The following is a 19,028-nucleotide window of genomic DNA, read 5'->3' on the forward strand; positions in this document are numbered from 1 at the left end:
GTTGCATGAATGAGTTTTCCATTCTCTGCCGTGTCATCGGCTCGTTGTTCAATCGTCAGCCGCAGGACCCGCTGCTGGTGCCCCTGTTCACCTTACTGCGTGAGGGGAAATTACAGGCGCAGTGGCCGCTGGAGCAGGATGAGCTGCTGACCCGGTTGCAGCAGAATAGCGACCCACAGGCGCTGGCCGCCGACTATAACGCGTTATTTGTCGGCAGCGACTGTAGCGTGCCGCCCTATGCCTCACAGTGGCCGAATGGTGCGACCGAAGCGGAGGTGCGCGCGTTTCTCAGCTCTCGCGGCATGCCACTGAGCGACGCGCCTGCCGATCATTTCGGCGTACTGCTGCTGGCGGCATCCTGGCTGGAAGATCAGTCGGCGGAAGATGAATCTGCCGCGCAAACGGCGTTGTTTGATGACTACCTGCTGCCGTGGTGCGGCACCTTCCTTGGCAAGGTGGAGGCGCACGCCAGCACCGCGTTTTATCGCACCCTGGCGATGCTGAGCCGCGAAGCGATTCAGGCGATGCGTGACGAGCTGGCGGAAGAAGCCGGCGACGCGGAATAAGTTACCAGCGAGCGGCGCTGCTGCCGAGCGGGACGCCCGGCGTAGCGCACAGCTGCGGCGTGCCGGGCAGGTATGACGCCGCACGCAGCCGCTCACCGATCCCCCAATGGGTGATTTCCAGCGTTGGCAGCACATCATCAGGCTGCGGCGTGATGCCGTTCTGCGTTCCGCTGGGGGCAAAGCCGTGTTGCTGCAACAGCAGAGCGGTGCGCGCCAGCGACAGACGTGCCTGCCAGCCCGTGCCATTCAGGCGGCGCTGACGTAATCCCTCCAGCACGGCGGCTGCCAGCATATAACCGGTGGCGTGATCCAGCGCCTGCACCGGCAAAGGTGTGGGTTTGGTGCTGCCGCTCCACTGCATCCCCTGATGTGCAATGCCGCAAGCCATCTGCACCAGACTGTCGAAACCGCGTCGGTTACGCCACGGGCCGCGCCAGCCCCAGGCATTCAGGCTGACATCAACCAGTGCCGGCGCGAGTTGCTGGCGAGTGGCGGCATCCAGTCCGAGATTTTCCAGCGCATCGGCGCGATAGCCGTGCACCAGTACATCAGCCTGACTGAGCAGCGTGCGCAACTGATCCAGTCCGACCACACTTTTCAAATCAAGCCGCGCACAGCGTTTGCCGCTGGTGATCTCCTCTTCCAGCGAGGGTTCCTGCCAGTCGGGAGGATCGATGCGCAGCACCTCGGCACCCAGGCTGGCGAGAAAACGTGTGGCGACCGGGCCAGCGATGATGCGCGTCAGATCCAGCACGCGGATGCCCCGTAACGGACGTGCTGCGCTGAGCGGCCAGTCGGGAATCTCTCCGCTCGCGGTGGCTTGTTGCGCGAACAACGGCTCCTGACCTACGGCAATGCCCTGCGCATGCTGCTGCCACTGCTCGACGCTGCGCATCTGTGCAGCGCAACCGCCGGCATCCACCACCGCCTGTTCCAGGGCTGCTGCCGACCAGTTCAGCACTTCAGTTGCCAGTGCCGTGCGATCGCGATGCACACCAAGCACCTTCTCCATCGCCTGGCGGTGATGACTGGCGTTGGTATGCAGGCGGATCCAACCATCACGCGTGGCGTAATCCCCGGCGAACGGATCCCACAATGCCGCCGGTGGGCGGTTAAGCGGTATAAAACTGTGCTGGAACCAGCGCGAGGCCAGACGCACATTGACACTCACCGGAGCCGAACGTCCCAGCAGATCGCTCACCGCCTGGGTCGCCAGTCCAATGCTGGTGGCCGCCAGTTCGCTGACGGCATAGGCCGAAGGGAAGGTGTCGGCCTGAGAAAAGGTGAGGGGCGGCGGGGTATCAGCTGTGCCTCGTAATCCTTGCCACATGTGCTGCCAGAGTGCGGCAGCGAGTTGGTAATCCATGCGAAGCCTCCGGGTCAATCAGAGCGGGATCTTAGCGACGGCGCAGGCGCGGAAAGCGCGCGTGCATCCGCAGATTGCGCAGGTTAATCACCGCAATTGCCGTGCCCAACACCACCAGCGATGCGCCGAGGATCTTAAAACTGTTCAGGCTATCGCCCAGAACCACCACGCCCATCAGCACGGCCAGCACCGGGGTGAGTAGCGAGTAGGGCATTATCAGGTTGACGTTGTACTTTTTCAGCAACGTGTACCACAGGGTATAGGCAATGATAGATGAGGCGAGGGCGCTGTAAAGAATCGCAAACCAGCCACGCCAGCCCGCGTGCCCGAGGGCGTAAAATTGTTGCGACTCGGTAAGCCAGGAGGCGACACCCACGATCGGCACGGCCAGAAATGAAATCCAGCCGGTCAGGGTCAAGGGTTTAATCGGCGGCGATTTCTTCACAATCATATTGCTCACCGCCCAGCCGGTGGCGCTGCACAGCAGGATACACAATACCCACCAGGCGGGAATGGTGGGGCTACCGGAGAGCACCACCACGCCGCTTAATGAAATCGCGATGCCAAGTAATTGCACCAGGCGTAGCTTCTCTTTCAGTACCACCATCGCCAGCAGCATGGCTATCGGCGTGCCGAGTTGGACCACAATGGCACCGGTGCCGGCGTCGGTGTAGCGCATGCCGACAAACAGCAGCGAGAAGTGCAGAAAACCAAAGGTGAAGGCCAGCAGCAACAGCCACGGCAACTGCTCACGGGTGATGCGGCAGAAGGGGATCAACATGATCGCCACCACCACAAAACGCATCCAGGTCAAAAACAGTGGCGGAAGTTCCAGCAATCCCCACTTTATCGCCACGTTGTTGAAGGCCCAGATGGATACCACCAGCAGGACCAGAAAAAAATGCCGCACAGCCACAATGTCATCCTTCACGGAAATTCTGTTGTCACCGGCTAATGATGGCATGAAGCGGTGTGGTTGGTGCAGCGCAGGCAAAAATATTTTCTCTCGATGCTTTCCCGCAAAAAATCTACACATTGCAGGCAATTACTGTCAGACTGGTTTTCCGAAACGTGACCTTGCAGAGGACAGTCTTCGGAATGACACAGACCCGCGCTTTACCCCTTGCCCTGATTCAACTTGAAGTACCGCCACCGGCCGTTGTGGCGCAAATCGGTGAACAACCCGTCTGGTTTATTGATGCGCTGGCGCTTCAGCCCGGCGACTATGTGATCGTGCGACCGCACCTCGGTGATGAGTTGCCCGCTTTTGATCGCGTCAGCGGCGCGATCCTCAGTGGCTCCTGGGCGATGGTGACCGACCATGCGGAATGGAGTGAACGCACCGCAGCCTGGATTCGGGCGGCGCTGGAGGCGGAGCTGCCACTGCTGGGGGTTTGCTATGGACATCAACTGATGGCCTATGCGCTGGGTGGTAAAGTTGCGGATAACCCCAATGGCTGGGAACGTGGCCTGAAACCCCTGACCCGCCATGCGCAGGCGGCACAAGATCCCTGGCTGGCAACCCTGCCGGACGATTTTCATGCCTGGCTGTCACATCGTCAGTCGGTGATCACACCACCGGCCCAGGCGCGGGTCCTGGCTTCCTCCGAACTGGATGGCTGCCAGATTCTGCGTTATTCCGCGCAGGCATTATCGGTACAGTTTCACCCTGAATTTACCCGCGGCATCATGACCGCCTGTTTACCGGCAGGCGTGGCGGATGAGGGGAGTGAGCTGACGGGTGAAGACTGGGCGCGGGAACTGCTGCATCGCTTCTGGCAGCAAACGCGGCCACAGCCGCGCGTGCAGGCTCAGGGCGCGTAATGACGGGTGCAGCGATAAACCCAGGCGGGTGGCACGTTTTTTAGCACCCGCTGGCGCTGCCAGGTGAAATAACGGGACAAGCTGGGTTGCGTGAGCGAAGTGTACTGAAATTGTACGAAGACGCCGCGCGGTCCCAGCGCATCATGCACGGCTTGCAGGATGGCGTCTCGGGTCGCTACCGGCAGTGACAGCAGCGGCAGGCCGGAAAAAATCGCATCATATTCACCGGACAGATATTCCGCCGAACAGGCGCGTACCTGCATACGATCATCCGGTAAAGCACGTAACGTCTTCACCAACTCCGGGCTGATTTCAAACACATCCAGTTGGGCCTGTGGCGACATGCGTTGCAGAATCTGTCGCGTCAGCACCCCATCGCCCGCACCCAATTCAGCAATACGCAGGCTACGATCCCAGTTAACCGCATCGGTCATGGTTCGACATAATGCCGCGGAGGAGGGCGTGATGCTGCCCATTTTGCGGGGGTTGCGAATGAACTGATGAACAAAATTTGCTTTGGCGCGCATTAACGTCAGGGCTGAAGCCAACATCTCTTTCTCCTGGTTAGTGTCCTGCTTCATATTGACCCTATTTATCGGACATGTTCCGCTTTTTACTGCATAACCGGCAAAAGTCGGAATTTTCCAGGCAGCAAACCGGCGCGATTTATCGCGCGGTGTCACAGTTTCCCACCGGCAGATCTGACAGCGTGCTATTGATCGATCAATGTTAATAATAAGTTTCGCAGTTGTTACACAAAACCTCTGTCCCGCAAGGAGAAACATCATGCGTTACGCTGCACCTGGAGAACAAGGTTCTCTGATTAGACTCCAAAAACGCTATGGCAACTTTATCAACGGTGAGTTTGTGGCACCGGTGAACGGTAACTACTTCGTCAACACCTCGCCGATTAATGCCTCGTCGATTGGCGAGTTTCCGCGCTCCGACCGTGAGGATATTGATAATGCTGTCGCTGCCGCCCATGCCGCCGCAGAGGCCTGGGGCAAAACCTCCCCGCAGGCACGTTCCCTGGTACTGTTGAAGATCGCCGATCGGCTGGAGGAAAACCTCGAATATCTGGCGGTGAATGAAACCTGGGATAACGGTAAACCGGTGCGTGAAACCCTCGCTGCCGATATGCCGCTGGCGGTGGACCATTTCCGCTATTTCGCCGGTTGTGTGCGCGCACAGGAAGGCACCGCTTCGGAGATTGATGAGTTCACGGCGTCTTACCACTTCCACGAGCCGCTGGGCGTGGTAGGGCAGATTATCCCGTGGAATTTCCCGTTGCTGATGGCTGCGTGGAAACTGGCTCCGGCACTTGGGGCGGGAAACTGCGTGGTGCTGAAACCGGCAGAACAGACGCCGCTATCCATCACCCTGTTCCTTGATTTGATCAAAGACCTGGTCCCGCCGGGAGTGATCAATGTGGTGCATGGCTACGGTAAAGAAGCCGGTGAAGCGCTGGCATCGCACCCGGGTATCGCCAAAATCGCCTTTACCGGTTCAACCGCCACCGGTGGCCATATTCTTGAACTGGCGGCGAAAAGCCTGATCCCGTCCACCGTCGAACTGGGCGGTAAATCACCCAATATCTTCTTCGAAGATATTATGCAGGCCGAGGAGAGCTTTATTGAGAAAGCGGCGGAAGGGGTGGTGCTGGGCTTCCTTAATCAGGGCGAAGTCTGTACCTGCCCGTCACGCGCGCTGGTACAGGAATCGATTTTCGAACCCTTTATGGCGGCGGTGATGAAACGCATCAAAACCATTAAACGTGGCAACCCGCTCGACACCGAAACCATGATCGGTGCACAGGCGTCACAGCAGCAGTTCGACAAAATCCTCTCCTATCTGGAAATTGCCCAACGTGAGGGGGCTGAGGTGCTGCACGGCGGTGGCATCGAGAGTGTCGGAGAAGAGTTCGCCAGCGGTTACTATATTCAGCCGACGCTGCTGAAAGGCAGCAACAGCATGCGGGTGTTTCAGGAAGAAATCTTTGGCCCGGTGGTCGGCATCCTGACCTTTAAAGATGAAGCCGAAGCTATCGCCTTAGCCAATGATTCCATGTATGGCCTGGGTGCGGGCGTCTGGACACGCGATATCAACCGGGCTTACCGGATGGGACGCGCGATTAAAGCCGGCCGCGTCTGGACCAACTGTTATCATCTCTACCCGGCACATGCGGCGTTTGGCGGCTACAAAAAATCGGGAATTGGCCGTGAAACCCACAAAATGATGCTCGATCATTATCAGCAAACCAAAAACCTGCTGGTGAGTTACAGCACCCAACCACTCGGTTTCTTCTGATGAAGCTGGCAGCGGGGTTACCCGCTGCCATTTCCCCACGCTCCCGTAGCGGCGCGATTTATCGCGCGTTTTGTCCCCCACACTGCACACCAAATTGCACGATAAATCGTGCCGCTACAAATATGTGCAATGTACCGTAGCGGCGCGATTTATCGCGCGTTTTGTCCCCCACACTGCACACCAAATTGCACGATAAATCGTGCCGCTACAAATATGTGCAATGTACCGTAGCGGCGCGATTTATCGCGCGTTTTGTCCCCCCACACTGCACACCAAATTGCACGATAAATCGTGCCGCTACAATTTATCCCCCCTGGCGGCGCTGATCGCGCCGCGGTGTTTTTTTGCACCATCAGCTCACTTTATGCACTCCGTTGGTGATTCTCTGTTCAACGTGCCAGGCCGCACCCGCTGCCGTCTCACGCCTCATCCCTTGTGCTCTCTGCTCTCATGATTAATTAATCAGTTATTTAAAAACTGGCATAACGCTTGCAATTCTTCCTGCGCACCGTCTTCCTTTTTTGCTTTTTTAAATCATCAGGGTCTTCAGGCATCGCGCCTTTCTACTGGAGTTAAAAGCATGAGAATGAAAAGTCTGGTTGTTGCTGCATCGCTGTTGGTTTCTGCACTGACGCAATTTTCCACGCAGGCCGCCGATGCGCCACTCAAAATGCATGCCTCCCTGCATGCGCAGTTACCCGAAAAAATCCGTAGCAGCAAAACCCTCAATCTGGTCACTGATGCTCACTACCCGCCGTGCGAATCCTTCGCGGAAGACAATAAAACCATGGTCGGCTTTGAGCCGGACCTGTGGGACGCGATCGGCCAGGTGCTGGGTATCAAAGTCAAACCGGTTTCGATCGATTTCGCCGGGCTGATACCGGGCGTAAAAAGCGGTCGTTATGACGTGGCAATGGAGTGTATCTCCGACAGCGCCGAACGTGAAAAGCAGGTGTCGTTTGTTAACTACGCCTACGCCACCAGCGAGGTGTATACGCTGGCGACCGAAAAATCCATCACCAACGATCCGCTGACCCTGTGCGGCCTGAAAGTGGGCGTGCAAACCGGTACCGATTTCGAAAAAGCCATCAGCGAGATCTACACCCCGAACTGCACCAAAAACGGCAAACCGGCGATCGAACAGGTGACGCTGCCGTCGGCTGATGCGGTCCTGCTCGGTCTCTATTCGGGCCGGGTGGATTTTGTGTTGAACGATGCCGCCTCGGTGGATGACATCAAGCAAAAAGCCCCGCATCCCATTCGCACCGTGCAGATGCCACTGATGCCGAAATACTACCTCGGTATTGTGGTGGCGAAAGAGAACACCCAACTGGCGGAGGTGCTGCTGAAGGCGCTTAACGTGCTGCATGAAACCGGCACCTACGACAAGATCATGGAGAAGTGGGATCTGGAGGCGATGAAGCTGGATAAACCCGGCATCAACCTCACCAGCACACAGCCATTATGAGTGGGGGTCGCCAGTGTGATGTGCTGGTGATCGGTTCCGGTGGTGCGGCGCTAAGCGCCGCACTGCGGGCGGCGGTGGGCGGTTTGTCGGTACTGGTGCTGGAAAAAAGCGCCTGGTTGGGCGGCACCACAGCGATGTCTGGCGGGGCCACCTGGGTGCCAGCCAACCATCACGCCCTGGCCGCCGGCCTGGCCGATTCATCACAAGAGGCGCTCGATTATCTGCGTGCCAGTGCGCCTGAAGGTTGGCAGGCGAGCGAGGACACGCTCTGGCAGGCGCTGGCGCAGCAAGCTCCGTTGATGCTGGCGTTTGTCGAGCAGCACAGCGCATTGCGTTTCGCCCTGACGCCAGAGGGCGATCCACTGTGGCCGCTGCCGGGAGCCAAACAGCAGGGGCGGATGCTGGCACCCATGCCGTTGCAACCGCAACGTCCGTGGCGCTTACGTCCCACGCCGTTACCGCGCCTGTTTTCCTACCACGAACTGCTGACGAGTGACCTCTGGCATCAGCCGATACGGACGTATCTGCGCGCGTTGCCGCGTCTGCTCCGGCGACAGTGGCGTGGGGAACTGACCAAAGGCGCGGCGCTGGTGGCCGGGTTGCTTGATGGCTGTCAGGCGGCGGGCTGCGAGTTTATCACTGAGGCAGCGGTGCAGGGCTTACTGATGCGCGGTAGCCATCAGGTCACGGGCGTGCGTTACCGGCATCAGGGCGAGGAACGGGAGATTGAGGCGCGTTGTGGCGTAGTGATCGCCAGCGGCGGTTTCGAGTGGGATGCGCAGCAACGGCAGCAGCATTTCCCAGGTCCGTATGATTTTATCGCCAGCCCCCGCGATAACAGCGGCGATGGGCAGCGTATGGCGGAAAGCGCAGGTGCGCAGTTGGCGCATATGGATCAGGCCAATATCGGGGGCGGTATACCCGCCGCGCCAGGCCAGCCGTGGAGCGGGTTGTCTGTTTTCTTCCATTACGAACCCAACGCCATTCTGGTCGATCGCCACGGTCAGCGTTTCACCAATGAATTTGTTTTTAACCTCGGTGCGGCGCTGGATGCGCGTGATGCGCAGGGGTTGCCGCGCCATCTGCCGGTCTGGCTGATCAGCGACGCTCGTTTGCTACGCCGGGCACCGCTGCTGCGTTACTACCGCTGGCGTACACCGGGTTGGCTGCGGCAGGCCGCGACGCTGACGCAACTGGCGCAACAACTGGCGTTGCCTGCGGGTGCACTGGAGGCCAGCGTGGCGCGGTTTAACCACAGTTGCGCCCGGGGCATTGATGAAGATTTTTCCCGTCATCTGAGTGCTGCGCATGGCAAAGCTGACCGGCGCTTGCAGGGGGGATTAGCGGCGATCTGCCATGCCCCGTTTATCGCCATACCGTTCAACCGCACCTTCCTTGCCACCAAAGGCGGGCCGCGTACCGATGCCAGCGGTAATGTGCTGCATCGCGATGGTCGGCCACTGGCGGGCTTGTATTGTGCCGGGGCGGCGATGGCTAATCCGATCGGCAGCAAAGCGGTCAGCGCAGGCACCACGCTCGGGCCCAACCTGACCTGGGGCTATATCTGCGGTTCGTCGCTGCTGGCACGCCGTCAGGCATTAACCGAGGAGGCAAGATTATGCACAGCGTAAAAACCGCGCTGATTACCGGCGGTTCACGCGGTGTCGGCCTGTGTATTGCCCGCGAACTGGCGCGGCAGGGCTATGCCATCGCGCTGCTGGTGCGCAGCGATGTCGAGGCGGCGCAACACGCGGTGGACAAACTGACGGCGCAGGGCGCGCGGGCGGCTTTCTGGCGGGTCGATATCACCGATCGCCCGGCGGTGCAGCAGGTTCTCGACGAGGTGGTCAACGTGCTTGGCGCACCGAGTCTGCTGGTCAATAACGCCGGATCAACTGCGGCGGCTCCGTTGCTGGAACTGCGCGATGAACAGTGGCAGCAGGTGCTGAATACCCAGCTAACCGGCACCTTTGTGATGAGTGTCGAAACGGTGCGGCGCATGGCACCCGGTGGAGTGATTATCAATATCGCCGGTGCGTCTGCCCATCGTTGCTACCCCAATGCGGGTGCCTTTGGTCCGTCGAAGGCGGGCGTGGTGAATCTGACGGCGCAAATGTCGATTGAATGGGCACCTCGCGGTATCCGCGTGTGCGGCATCAGTCCGGGACCGATTCGTGACCCGGATAGTCACTGGGCTACCCAGGAGCCACTGCTGGCGCAGGAGGTGGCGCGCTTGCCGCTGCAACGTCCGGTCAGCAGTGATGAGGTGGCGCGCAGCGTGGCATTTCTGGCCACCACGGCCTCTTTCACCGGCCAGATGCTGATCCTCGACAGCGGTGGCCTGAATACCTGGTACATGACCGAACAGGAGGCGAGATGAGCAAAACGCTGATGGTGGATGCGCAGCAGGTCACCAAATCGTTTCACGGCGTGGAGATCCTCAAAGGGGTGGATCTCAGCGTTGAACAAGGCGAGGTGGTGTGTCTGATTGGCCCCTCCGGCTCGGGAAAATCCACCTTCCTGCGCTGTATCAATCACCTGGAAAAGATTGACGGCGGTGAGCTGTGGGTCAATGGCGGTATGGTCGGCTACCGATTGCAGGGGGAAAAGTTGTACGAACTGAAGGAGGCTGAGGTGGCGCGTAACCGCGTCAATATTGGCATGGTGTTTCAGCGCTTTAATCTGTTCGGCCATATGACGGCGCTGGAAAACGTGATGGAAGCGCCGATGACGGTAAAAAAAGTGCCGCGCGCCCAGGCGATGGCGGAGGCCAAAGCGCTGCTGGATCGCGTCGGGCTCAGCCATCGTTACCATTCGCGTCCGGCGGCGCTGTCGGGTGGTCAGCAGCAGCGGGTGGCGATTGCACGGGCGATGGCGATGAAGCCGTCGCTGATGCTGTTTGATGAACCCACCAGCGCGCTCGATCCTGAGCTGGTGGGGGAAGTGCTGGCGGTGATGCGCGATCTGGCGCGTGACGGTATGACGATGGTGATTGTCACCCATGAGATGGGTTTTGCGCGTGATGTCGCCAATCGTGTCGCGTTTATGGACAACGGCGCAATCATTGAAGTGGCGGAATCTAAACACTTTTTTTCCGCACCACGCCATCCCCGTACCCGAGATTTTCTCGCCCGAGTGCAGGCAGTGAGCACCGAATGATTGACAGATGCGCAGGCAGACTGTAGATCTTAATTAATCAGTTAATTAAATTTGTCCGGTTAAAACGATGAAGAGAACGCTGATGACGGATAAAACCCTGACTTCCCCGCTGAATGCCACGCGCACACCAGCGGATCATGGCCGCCATGTGGTGGCACAGCGCTATCCCGGTCGCTGGATCTCCGCACTGGTGCTGGCGGTGCTGCTGGCGCTGGTAGCGCATTCGATGATCACCAACCCTAATTTCGCCTGGGCGACGGTGGGTAAATACCTGTTCTCACCCACCATCCTGCTCGGTCTGTGGACCACCTTCTGGCTGACGCTGGTGATCATGGTGCTGGCGATTGTACTCAGCGTGCTGCTGGCGGTGATGCGCCTCTCCAGTAACCCGCTGCTGGTGGGTTTCAGCCGCGGCTGGATTTGGTTCTTTCGCGGCACGCCGGTGCTGGTGCAGCTGATTTTCTGGTACAACCTCGCGGCGCTCTATCCGCAGGTCAGCCTGGGGATCCCCGGCCTGTTTACCCTGTGGAGCGGGAGCACCAACGATTTGATCACTCCGCTGGCCGCAGCGATTCTCGGCCTTGGACTGAATGAGTCGGCCTATATGGCGGAGATCATCCGTGCCGGGATCTCCTCGGTGGATGATGGCCAGCAGGAGGCCGCCCGGGCGCTGGGTATGACACGCGGCCAGTATCTGAAGCGGGTGATCCTGCCGCAGGCCATCCCGTTCATCATACCACCCACCGGCAACCAGGTGATTGGCATGTTGAAAACCACCTCGTTGGTGAGCGTGATTTCGCTCTCGGATTTGCTCTACTCGGCGCAGGCGATCTACTCACGCACATACGAAAACATCCCGCTGCTGATTGTTGCCTGTATCTGGTATCTCGCCGCCACCACCGTGCTCAGTCTGGTGCAGGCGCGTGTGGAACATCACTATCGCTGGACAAGGGGTTAATGATGCAACTCGGTCTGTTCAACCTGATGTCGTATAAAGACAACCCGCGCGGTGTACAGGGGGTGATTGAGGATATGCGCAGCATGGTGCTGCTGGCGGAGGAGATCGGCTTCGATACCGCGTGGTTTGCCGAGCATCACTTCACCAACTACTCGCTCAGCGTATCGCCGCTGATGCTGGTGGCACATATGGCCGGTTATGCGCGGCGTATCCGCTTGGGTACGGCGGTGGTGGTATTGCCGTTGTACCAGCCGATGCGTATTGCGCAGGAGATTGCGCTGGTCGATCGCCTGACGGAAGGGCGGCTGGTGCTGGGTATAGGCAGCGGTTATCAGGCGTGGGAATTTGACCGCTATGGACTGGATGTAGAAACCCGTGGTCAGCAACTACTGGCGCACTGGCAGTTTATCAGCGATGCCCTGACCCAGGGCTATACCCACTCGCCAGACCGTTTTGGTCAGCCGCTGCGTACCGATTTTCTGCTCGACACGTTGCAGAAACCCTTACCGCCGCTGTACCTCACCTCATCCAATCCGCAACTGATTGCGCAGTTTCAGCGCTGGCAGGCGACGCCGTTTTTTACTGCGGGTTATCGCGGCACTCACAAATTGCAGCAGATGGTGGCCGATGCGCGTCTCGGCTGGCAGCAGGCGGGCCTCGACGCGGCGATGCCGGTGGCGGTGCAGCAATATATCCACGTTTGTGACAACCGCCAGCAGGCCCATGCCGCAGCGGAACGCGCGCTGTTTGTCGCGCGCATGATCGCGGCGTTGCGCGAGAACACCAGCGTCAGCGAGCAGGCGTTTATCCACGCGCCAGCGTTAGCAGATGAACCTTCGCTGGAGACGGTGAGCAATAACCTGATGATTGGCGATGCGGAAACCGTCGCTGAGCGCATGCTGGCGGAGATCCGCACCCTCCGTCCCAGCCACTACAACTGTTTCTTCCAGTTTGGCGATATGCCGATTGCTGATGCGCGTCGTTCGCTGACGCTGTTTGGCGAGCGGGTCGTGCCGCTGCTGGAAAAAGAGCTTGGTCCATTGACCTTTCGTACCGCCAGAGGAGAGTGAAATGTATCGCGAGAAGATTGATGTGGTGTTTGATGACGGTGACAGCATTCTGCAACGGATGCTGGAGCAGCAACGCCATGATGCCAGCCGTGCAGAAACCCTGCCGCCAGAAGCCTATAACAGCGACAGTTTTTTCCGTCTCGAAGAAGACAAAGTGTTCCGCCAGGACTGGTTATTTGTCGGCCATGAGTCGCAAATTGCTAACCTGAATGATTTCTTCACGCTGGATGTGGTGGGCGAGCCGTTACTGATTTTGCGGAACGACGCTGGCATTGCGGTGTTCTCCAACGTTTGTCTGCATCGCTGGGCGCCGATTGCGCACGGCAGCGGCAACAGCCGTTCATTTATCTGTCCATTCCACAACTGGACCTACAACACCCACGGCAAGCTGAGTGGCGCGCCATCCATGAATCAGGCGCAGGACTTTGACCGTCAGCAGTGCAGCCTGCCGAAGATCCGCCATGAGGTGGTGTTCGGCATGATCTTTGTCACCTTCAACGCCGATGCCCAGCCGCTGGCACCCCGGCTGGCACCGCTCACCGAACGTTTTCAACGCTACCACGTCGCCGATCTGGTAACCGCTTACACGCTGGATTACGACTGTCCGTACAACTGGAAAATGGCGATCGAAACGTTTATGGAGTGCTACCACCATGCGGCGGTGCATCGCACCACGCTGGAGGATAGCTTTCCCGGTCGACTCAGTTCGATCATTGATGAAGGCCCGGGCTGGACCATCTGTCATCAGCCGCTGCGGAAAAACGGTGAACTGAGCGAGATCCTGACCGCCGGTCTGGAACCGTTCAGTGGCCTGAGCGACGAGCAGATGCGCTTCAGTGAATTGCTGCTGCTGTTTCCCAACTGCCTGATCTCACTGAATCCGGATCGTCTCTCCATCAGTGCCATTCTGCCGGTGTCGCCACATGCTACTCGCTGGCACCGCGTGGTGCTGGTATCGCAGGCGTCTGCGGCGCGGGAGGATTTTCCTCAGACCGCCGCGACGATGAAGCAGGGCAGCCTGGCGATTATCGATGAAGACCAGTGGATCAACGCCGAGCAGCAGCGCGGTAGCCGTTCCCGTCTCGCACGTCCGGGACGCCTGAGCCACCTCGAAACCACCGTCTGGCATCTGGCCAATTACCTGAAAATCCGCATGGCGGAGTGAGGAGCAGGCAATGCGTTATCTGAAGCTGGGACACTCCGGCCTGGATGTCTCTGCGCTCTGTCTGGGGACGGTGACCTATGCGCCACCGGCGCGCAGTGGCCGGAGCTGGACGCTGGATGAAGCCGCCAGCCGCGAACTGATCCGTGCCGCGCTGGAGCAGGGCATCAACTTTTTCGACAGCGCCAATATCTATGCCAAAGGGGCGAGTGAAGAGATCCTTGGTCGTGCGCTGCGTGATTTCGCCTCCCGCGATGAAGTGGTGATCACCAGCAAACTGTATAACCCAATGCGCAGTGGACCAAACAGCAAGGGGTTGTCGCGTAAGGCGATTATGCAGGAGTGCGATCACAGCCTGCGCCGACTCGGCACCGATTACATCGACTTGTATGAAATCCACCGCTGGGATAATGACACGCCGATTGAAGAGACGCTGGAGGCGCTCAACGACCTGGTGAAGGCTGGCAAGGTGCGTTACCTCGGAGCGTCGTCCATGTTCGCATGGCAGTTCAGCAAGGCGCTGCAAATCCAGAAGTACGAACGCTGGAGCCGTTTTATCGCCATGCAGAACCACCTCAACCTGATCTATCGCGAAGAAGAACGCGAAATGCTGGCGCTGTGTCAGGCGGAAGGGGTCGCGGTGACGCCCTGGAGCCCACTGGCGCGCGGACGGCTGGCCCGCCCGGTGGAGGCGGCGAAGTCGAGTACGCGTGGTGCCGACGACAGCTATACCGATTTTCTCTATGCCGCGACTGAGCACGCCGATAGCGCGGTGATCCGCGCGGTGGAGCAGGTAGCGCAGGCGCGTGGCGTGCCGATGGCACAGGTGGCGCTGGCATGGATCTACAGCCGTCCGGCGGTGGTGGCGGCCGTGATTGGAGCCACCCGTCCCCTGCATTTGAGCGACGCACTGGCGGCGCTGGATCTGACGTTAAGCGCTGACGAAATCGCCGCGCTCGACGCCCCATATATTCCCCATTCTATTGTTGAACATGACTAAGGCAGGGCACCAATGAAAAGCGCAGCACAGATCGCCGAGATCAAACAGGCCCTGATGGCTAAAGGGGTGGAGTACTGCATGGGCGCGTACGTGGACATTCACGGTGTCCCCAAGGGTAAAGTGGTGCCGATTGGTCATCTGGATCAGATGGCACAGGGTTCCGAACGTTACACCGGCTATGCGCTGGACGGTCTGGGTCAGTCGCCGCACGAAGATGAACTGACCTCGGTGCCGGATCTCGACCACATCATCCAGTTACCCTGGGAACCGAAGATTGCGTGGATGCCCGCCGATAACCACTTTCAGGGCGAACCCTATGCGCTCAGCACGCGGGTGGCGTTGCAGAACGTGATTAAACAGGCTAACGCCCTGGGTTTTGGGTTTAACCTCGGCATCGAGTGCGAAATTTATTTGTTGAAGCGGGAACAGGATGGTCGGCTGGTGGTGCCGGAACCGGATAACAAACTCAACAAGCCCTGCTACGACTTGCAGGGCTTCGTGGACCAGTTTGGCTGGCTGGATGAGGTTTCCTCCACCATCAACGCGCTGGGCTGGGATCTCTATTCGCTTGACCACGAAGATGGCAACTCGCAATACGAGTTCGACTTCAACTACGCCGATGCGCTGACCACCTGCGATCGTTTTATCTTCTTCCGCTTTATGGCGAAGCATTACGCCAAACAGCGCGGGCTGATCGCCACCACCATGCCGAAGCCGTTCGCCGATAAAACCGGCACCGGCGCGCACTTCAATATGTCGCTGTATGACATCAATACCGGTGCCAACGTGTTTAAACGCGACGCCAGCAGCGCGGATGATCCCTGGGGCCTGGGCCTGAGTGATACCGGTTATCACTTTATCGGCGGGCTGTTGAAGCATGGCCGTGCGCTGTGCGCTGCCTTTGCCCCGACGGTCAACAGCTACAAACGTCTGGTACGCCAGGGGGCGATGAGCTACTTCTCGTGGGCACCGGTGTTTAACTCCTGGGGTTCCAATAACCGCACCAACGCGGTACGCGTCCCGGCCGGTGGTGGCCGTTGTGAATCGCGTAATGCCGATGGCGCGGTCAATCCCTATCTGGCGGCCACGCTGGCGTTAGCTGCCGGGCTGGAAGGTATTCGCGAGAAGATCGATCCGCGTCAGCCGAATGAAGACAATCTGTATGCCATCAGCGAAGCGGAGCGCCGCGCGCGTGGCATCGATTTTCTGCCGCAAAACTTGCTGGAAGCGGTGGAAGCCTTTGATGCCGACCCGTTTGTCGCTGCGACGCTGGGTGAAGCGCTGAAAAAAGAGTTTATTCACTACAAGTTGCAGGAGTGGAACAGCTATCACCTGCATGTCAGCCAGTGGGAAATTGATCGCTACAGCACCATTTTTTAATGGTTTATCGGTAACCCGCACGACATTGCGCGATGAATCGCGCCGCTACACATCATGAACATCCCGTAGCGGCGCGATTTATCGCGCGGATTTAACCGGCAACTCAGGCATCGAGCTTTTCAAACACAAAATTGCGCATCACGTTGATGGCCTGTTTGTATTTGAAATTGGGGAACATCACATTACGGAACAGCACGCCATCAAGGTAGGTGGAGATCAGCATCGCCATATCTCCCGGGTTCACCTCACGGAACAACCCGCTGGCGATCCCCTCTTTGATGGTGTTCTTCAGAATCACCGATTCCTTTTCGTAGAACTTTTTAATCGCTTTATCAATGCTGGCGATGCGGCCATTGGTGCTGGAGTAATCCAGACTGATTTTGGCCAGTTTTTGCAACAGATGGAACTGGAGGATGTGGATCTCAATCCACAGAAAAATCAGGTCGCGCGGCCCGTTGGCGCTGGCTTTGATGTCGTCAAACTGCACAAAGGCACGCTCCACCGCGGACTCAATCACCTTGATAAACAGGTCTTCTTTTGAGCCGAAGTAGTAATAAATCAGCGCCGAGTTCAGCCCGGTAGCGGTGGCGATATCTTTAATTCGTACCGACGAATAGTTCTGGGTGGCGAACAAATCAAAGGCTGAGGATTGCAACAACTCGGCGACGTCGCGCTGGGTTTTACGCAGTTTCTTGCCAGGTTCAGCGGCTGGAGTTTCCTTCATGGCGACATCCTTATGAAATTAACTAATTAATTAACTTTACCATATTGAGTCAGGAGAACGGCATGGGTTTATGCGCTTTTTATACGCCCGGCGATCTGCCGCTGGCAAGCGGAGAAACGTTGCGTGAGACGGCCATTGGTTATCAGACCTTTGGTCAGCTTAACGCTGCACGCGACAATGCAGTGGTGATCTTTAGCTACTACAGCGGCACCCATGAACGTTATTTACCGTTGATTGGCGCAGGAAAAACGCTCGACCCGACGCACTGGTTTATTGTGTTGGTGAATAAACTCGGTAATGGCGTATCCAGCTCGCCTTCTAACTCACGTTTGCAGCCGGGAGCGGCTTTTCCATCGGTGACGCTGGTCGATAACCTGCGGGCGCAGGAGCGGCTGCTGTTTGACCATCTCGCCATTAACCGCATCGCGCTGGCGTATGGCTGGTCGATGGGGGCGATGCAGGCCTGGCATCTGGCGGTGGCGCGACCACAACAGGTGCGGGCGCTGCTGGCGGTGTGCGGTTCGGCGCGCTGTTGGCCGAATAATCAGGTGTTTCTTGAGGGGGTTCGGGCCGCGCTGCGTTGCGATGCGCAGTTTTCCGACGGCCACTATGTCGAGCCTCCGTTACGCGGGCTGGCGGTATTTGGTCGCGTCTATGCCGGCTGGGCCTATTCTGCTGCGTTTTTTCGTGAAGCGCGTTGGCGCGATCTCGGCTTCGACTCGCTGGAGGCGCTGCTGGTGGACTGGGAGCGGGATCATCAGGCGCTGGATGCCAATGATCTGTTGTGCGCCCTGCACAGTTGGTATCACGCCGATGTTGGTGTGCTGGCAAACGGAGACTGGCGTGCGGCGCTGGCGCGTATCCGCGCGCGTTGCATCGTGATGCCGTGCGACAGCGATCGTTATTTTACGGTGGAAGAGGCGGCACTGGAGGTAGCGGAATTAGGTCAGGGTGAGTTACGCACTCTCGTTTCACCTTACGGACATTGTGCCGGCGCGCCCGCGCGCTTTGCGGCCGCGTCGGCACAGATTGACAGCGCCATGCAGGCGTTGCTCAACCCTTAATCAATGATGCTCAGCTCGACAGTACGTCCCTGATCAAACCAGGTTTCCAGGCCGGTGACGCGCAGTTCGAGTTTGCCTTCAATCACCTGACCGATATAGGAAATCGGCAGCGGCTCGTCAGCGGTATCGTCGCCGTACACCACACACATCTGCTGGCGCGGGCTGTAGTAACATACCGCGCCGGTCACTTCGCCGTACTGTTCACGGCGCAGTTTGCCAACATCCTGCGTCAGATATTTGTTTTCCCACGGGGCGACGATCGGCAGGGTGAAAAACACCATGTCGCCAATCAACTTGCCGTGTTGCAGCACGCTTTTCAGCGGCAGCTTTTCACGCAACACTTTCGCCAGGTTGGGGACTTTGTCTTCCCACACCTCAATCACACAAATCTTCTTATCGGCAACATGCATAGCCAGTTTCATGATCTTCTCTCTCCCAATCAGGCGTTGACGCGACGAAAACCGTCCCCGAGACCCCAGGGAAGAATGAAATCGACCCACATATGCAGGCGGTTGGCCCAGGAGAGGGCGCTGTGCGACAGACGAACCAGGTCGCTCAGGGTTTCACATTCACCCGCCACCTCGACATAAGTGTGCAGCATTCGGGCCGCATCCGGCAGGCTGACGAAATCAAAGAAGTTAGCTTTGTAACCCATGATCTCTTTGATCAGCAGTTGCAGGGTTTTTAGATCGGCCTCCGGGTTGTCCTCGCCGACGCGAATCAGCCCCCACAACATCTCATCGGCTAGCGTACGGGTTTCCCCTTCGGCGAAGATGATGGTGCTGAGGTACTGACCACGGGAACCGGTACCGCGTGGTACTTCACCCTTACCGAGTGCGGCAATTTCTGCCGGTTGTTCAAACCAGATCTTTTCGCGCTGCGCGTCAAACAGCGCTATCGCTTCATCGACCGTCATAACGTTCTCCTGGTGTTGGCGTGAATGTGGCGGTTGCCACGAATTTAATTAATCAGATAATTAA

Annotated in this window: 19 protein-coding genes; 13 read left to right on the forward strand and 6 right to left on the reverse strand. The window is 58.3% G+C overall.

Going from position 1 to position 19,028, the window contains the following annotated elements; all coding sequences use genetic code 11:
• The first annotated feature begins 5 nt into the window (after positions 1-5).
• Positions 6-566: a TorD/DmsD family molecular chaperone gene (locus CTZ24_RS08295; RefSeq protein WP_021185677.1), complete on the forward strand. Its 561-nt coding sequence runs from the start codon at positions 6-8 to the stop codon at positions 564-566.
• Between the two features lies 1 nt (position 567).
• Here CTZ24_RS08295 and CTZ24_RS08300 read toward each other — a convergent pair whose 3' ends face one another.
• Together CTZ24_RS08300 and CTZ24_RS08305 are read right to left on the reverse strand one after the other, a co-directional pair.
• Positions 568-1,932, reverse strand: coding sequence for a CoA transferase (locus CTZ24_RS08300; protein WP_208725281.1), 1,365 nt, complete (start codon positions 1,930-1,932; stop codon positions 568-570).
• A gap of 31 nt (positions 1,933-1,963) precedes the next feature.
• Positions 1,964-2,848 carry a DMT family transporter gene (locus tag CTZ24_RS08305; protein WP_021185679.1) on the reverse strand — a complete coding sequence of 295 codons (885 nt, stop codon included), beginning with the start codon at positions 2,846-2,848 and terminating at the stop codon, positions 1,964-1,966.
• Positions 2,849-3,030: 182 nt separating this feature from the next.
• Between CTZ24_RS08305 and CTZ24_RS08310 the strand changes: the two genes are divergently transcribed.
• On the forward strand, positions 3,031-3,756 hold the full coding sequence (locus CTZ24_RS08310; RefSeq protein ID WP_021185680.1) for a glutamine amidotransferase: 726 nt from the start codon (positions 3,031-3,033) through the stop codon (positions 3,754-3,756).
• Here the strand turns inward: CTZ24_RS08310 and CTZ24_RS08315 are convergent.
• The gene (locus CTZ24_RS08315) at positions 3,744-4,307 is read right to left on the reverse strand and encodes a class I SAM-dependent methyltransferase (RefSeq protein ID WP_021185681.1); all 564 of its coding nucleotides are present in this window, start codon (positions 4,305-4,307) and stop codon (positions 3,744-3,746) included. The genes CTZ24_RS08310 and CTZ24_RS08315 overlap by 13 nt on opposite strands.
• A 235-nt stretch (positions 4,308-4,542) precedes the next feature.
• Here CTZ24_RS08315 and exaC point away from each other — a divergent pair, with 235 nt between their 5' ends.
• The 10 genes from exaC to glnT all read left to right on the forward strand — a co-directional run bounded on the left by exaC (position 4,543) and on the right by glnT (position 16,260).
• Positions 4,543-6,063 carry an acetaldehyde dehydrogenase ExaC gene (gene exaC / locus CTZ24_RS08320; protein WP_021185683.1) on the forward strand — a complete coding sequence of 507 codons (1,521 nt, stop codon included), beginning with the start codon at positions 4,543-4,545 and terminating at the stop codon, positions 6,061-6,063.
• A 580-nt stretch (positions 6,064-6,643) separates the two neighbouring features.
• A complete protein-coding gene (locus tag CTZ24_RS08325) occupies positions 6,644-7,531 on the forward strand; it encodes an ABC transporter substrate-binding protein (protein ID WP_208725282.1) in 888 nt (295 codons plus the stop codon).
• Entirely contained in the window at positions 7,528-9,162 is a 1,635-nt protein-coding gene (locus CTZ24_RS08330) for an FAD-dependent oxidoreductase (protein ID WP_208725283.1), read from the forward strand. The genes CTZ24_RS08325 and CTZ24_RS08330 overlap by 4 nt, the downstream gene beginning before the upstream one ends.
• Positions 9,150-9,911: an SDR family NAD(P)-dependent oxidoreductase gene (locus CTZ24_RS08335; RefSeq protein WP_021185686.1), complete on the forward strand. Its 762-nt coding sequence runs from the start codon at positions 9,150-9,152 to the stop codon at positions 9,909-9,911. Before CTZ24_RS08330 ends, CTZ24_RS08335 begins: the two co-directional genes overlap by 13 nt.
• On the forward strand, positions 9,908-10,690 hold the full coding sequence (locus CTZ24_RS08340) for an amino acid ABC transporter ATP-binding protein (RefSeq protein ID WP_302474908.1): 783 nt from the start codon (positions 9,908-9,910) through the stop codon (positions 10,688-10,690). The genes CTZ24_RS08335 and CTZ24_RS08340 overlap by 4 nt, the downstream gene beginning before the upstream one ends.
• 67 nt (positions 10,691-10,757) lie before the next feature.
• On the forward strand, positions 10,758-11,648 hold the full coding sequence (locus CTZ24_RS08345; RefSeq protein ID WP_244634030.1) for an amino acid ABC transporter permease: 891 nt from the start codon (positions 10,758-10,760) through the stop codon (positions 11,646-11,648).
• On the forward strand, positions 11,648-12,718 hold the full coding sequence (locus tag CTZ24_RS08350) for an LLM class flavin-dependent oxidoreductase (RefSeq protein WP_021185689.1): 1,071 nt from the start codon (positions 11,648-11,650) through the stop codon (positions 12,716-12,718). Before CTZ24_RS08345 ends, CTZ24_RS08350 begins: the two co-directional genes overlap by 1 nt.
• A gap of 1 nt (position 12,719) precedes the next feature.
• Complete coding sequence (locus CTZ24_RS08355; protein WP_208725284.1) at positions 12,720-13,883, forward strand: aromatic ring-hydroxylating oxygenase subunit alpha; 1,164 nt, start codon at positions 12,720-12,722, stop codon at positions 13,881-13,883.
• A 10-nt stretch (positions 13,884-13,893) separates the two neighbouring features.
• Positions 13,894-14,880: an aldo/keto reductase gene (locus CTZ24_RS08360; protein ID WP_208725285.1), complete on the forward strand. Its 987-nt coding sequence runs from the start codon at positions 13,894-13,896 to the stop codon at positions 14,878-14,880.
• 12 nt (positions 14,881-14,892) lie between these two features.
• Positions 14,893-16,260: a type III glutamate--ammonia ligase gene (gene glnT, locus CTZ24_RS08365; RefSeq protein WP_021185692.1), complete on the forward strand. Its 1,368-nt coding sequence runs from the start codon at positions 14,893-14,895 to the stop codon at positions 16,258-16,260.
• A 103-nt stretch (positions 16,261-16,363) separates the two neighbouring features.
• On the opposite strand, the gene CTZ24_RS08370 is transcribed toward glnT, so the two are convergent.
• Positions 16,364-16,984, reverse strand: a complete 621-nt coding sequence (locus CTZ24_RS08370; RefSeq protein WP_208725286.1) for a TetR/AcrR family transcriptional regulator — start codon at positions 16,982-16,984, stop codon at positions 16,364-16,366.
• Between the two features lie 62 nt (positions 16,985-17,046).
• Between CTZ24_RS08370 and CTZ24_RS08375 the strand changes: the two genes are divergently transcribed.
• Complete coding sequence (locus CTZ24_RS08375) at positions 17,047-18,048, forward strand: alpha/beta fold hydrolase (protein WP_208725287.1); 1,002 nt, start codon at positions 17,047-17,049, stop codon at positions 18,046-18,048.
• On the opposite strand, the gene CTZ24_RS08380 is transcribed toward CTZ24_RS08375, so the two are convergent.
• Together CTZ24_RS08380 and CTZ24_RS08385 are read right to left on the reverse strand one after the other, a co-directional pair.
• Positions 18,045-18,470 (reverse strand): DUF3830 family protein, encoded by a 426-nt coding sequence (locus tag CTZ24_RS08380; RefSeq protein WP_013508755.1) that lies wholly within the window; start codon positions 18,468-18,470, stop codon positions 18,045-18,047. The genes CTZ24_RS08375 and CTZ24_RS08380 overlap by 4 nt on opposite strands.
• 17 nt (positions 18,471-18,487) lie before the next feature.
• Entirely contained in the window at positions 18,488-18,964 is a 477-nt protein-coding gene (locus tag CTZ24_RS08385) for a cucumopine synthase-related protein (protein ID WP_208725288.1), read from the reverse strand.
• Positions 18,965-19,028: the final 64 nt, after the last annotated feature.

The sequence above is a fragment of the Pantoea phytobeneficialis genome, from assembly GCF_009728735.1.
In the GTDB taxonomy this organism is placed as follows: domain Bacteria; phylum Pseudomonadota; class Gammaproteobacteria; order Enterobacterales; family Enterobacteriaceae; genus Pantoea; species Pantoea phytobeneficialis.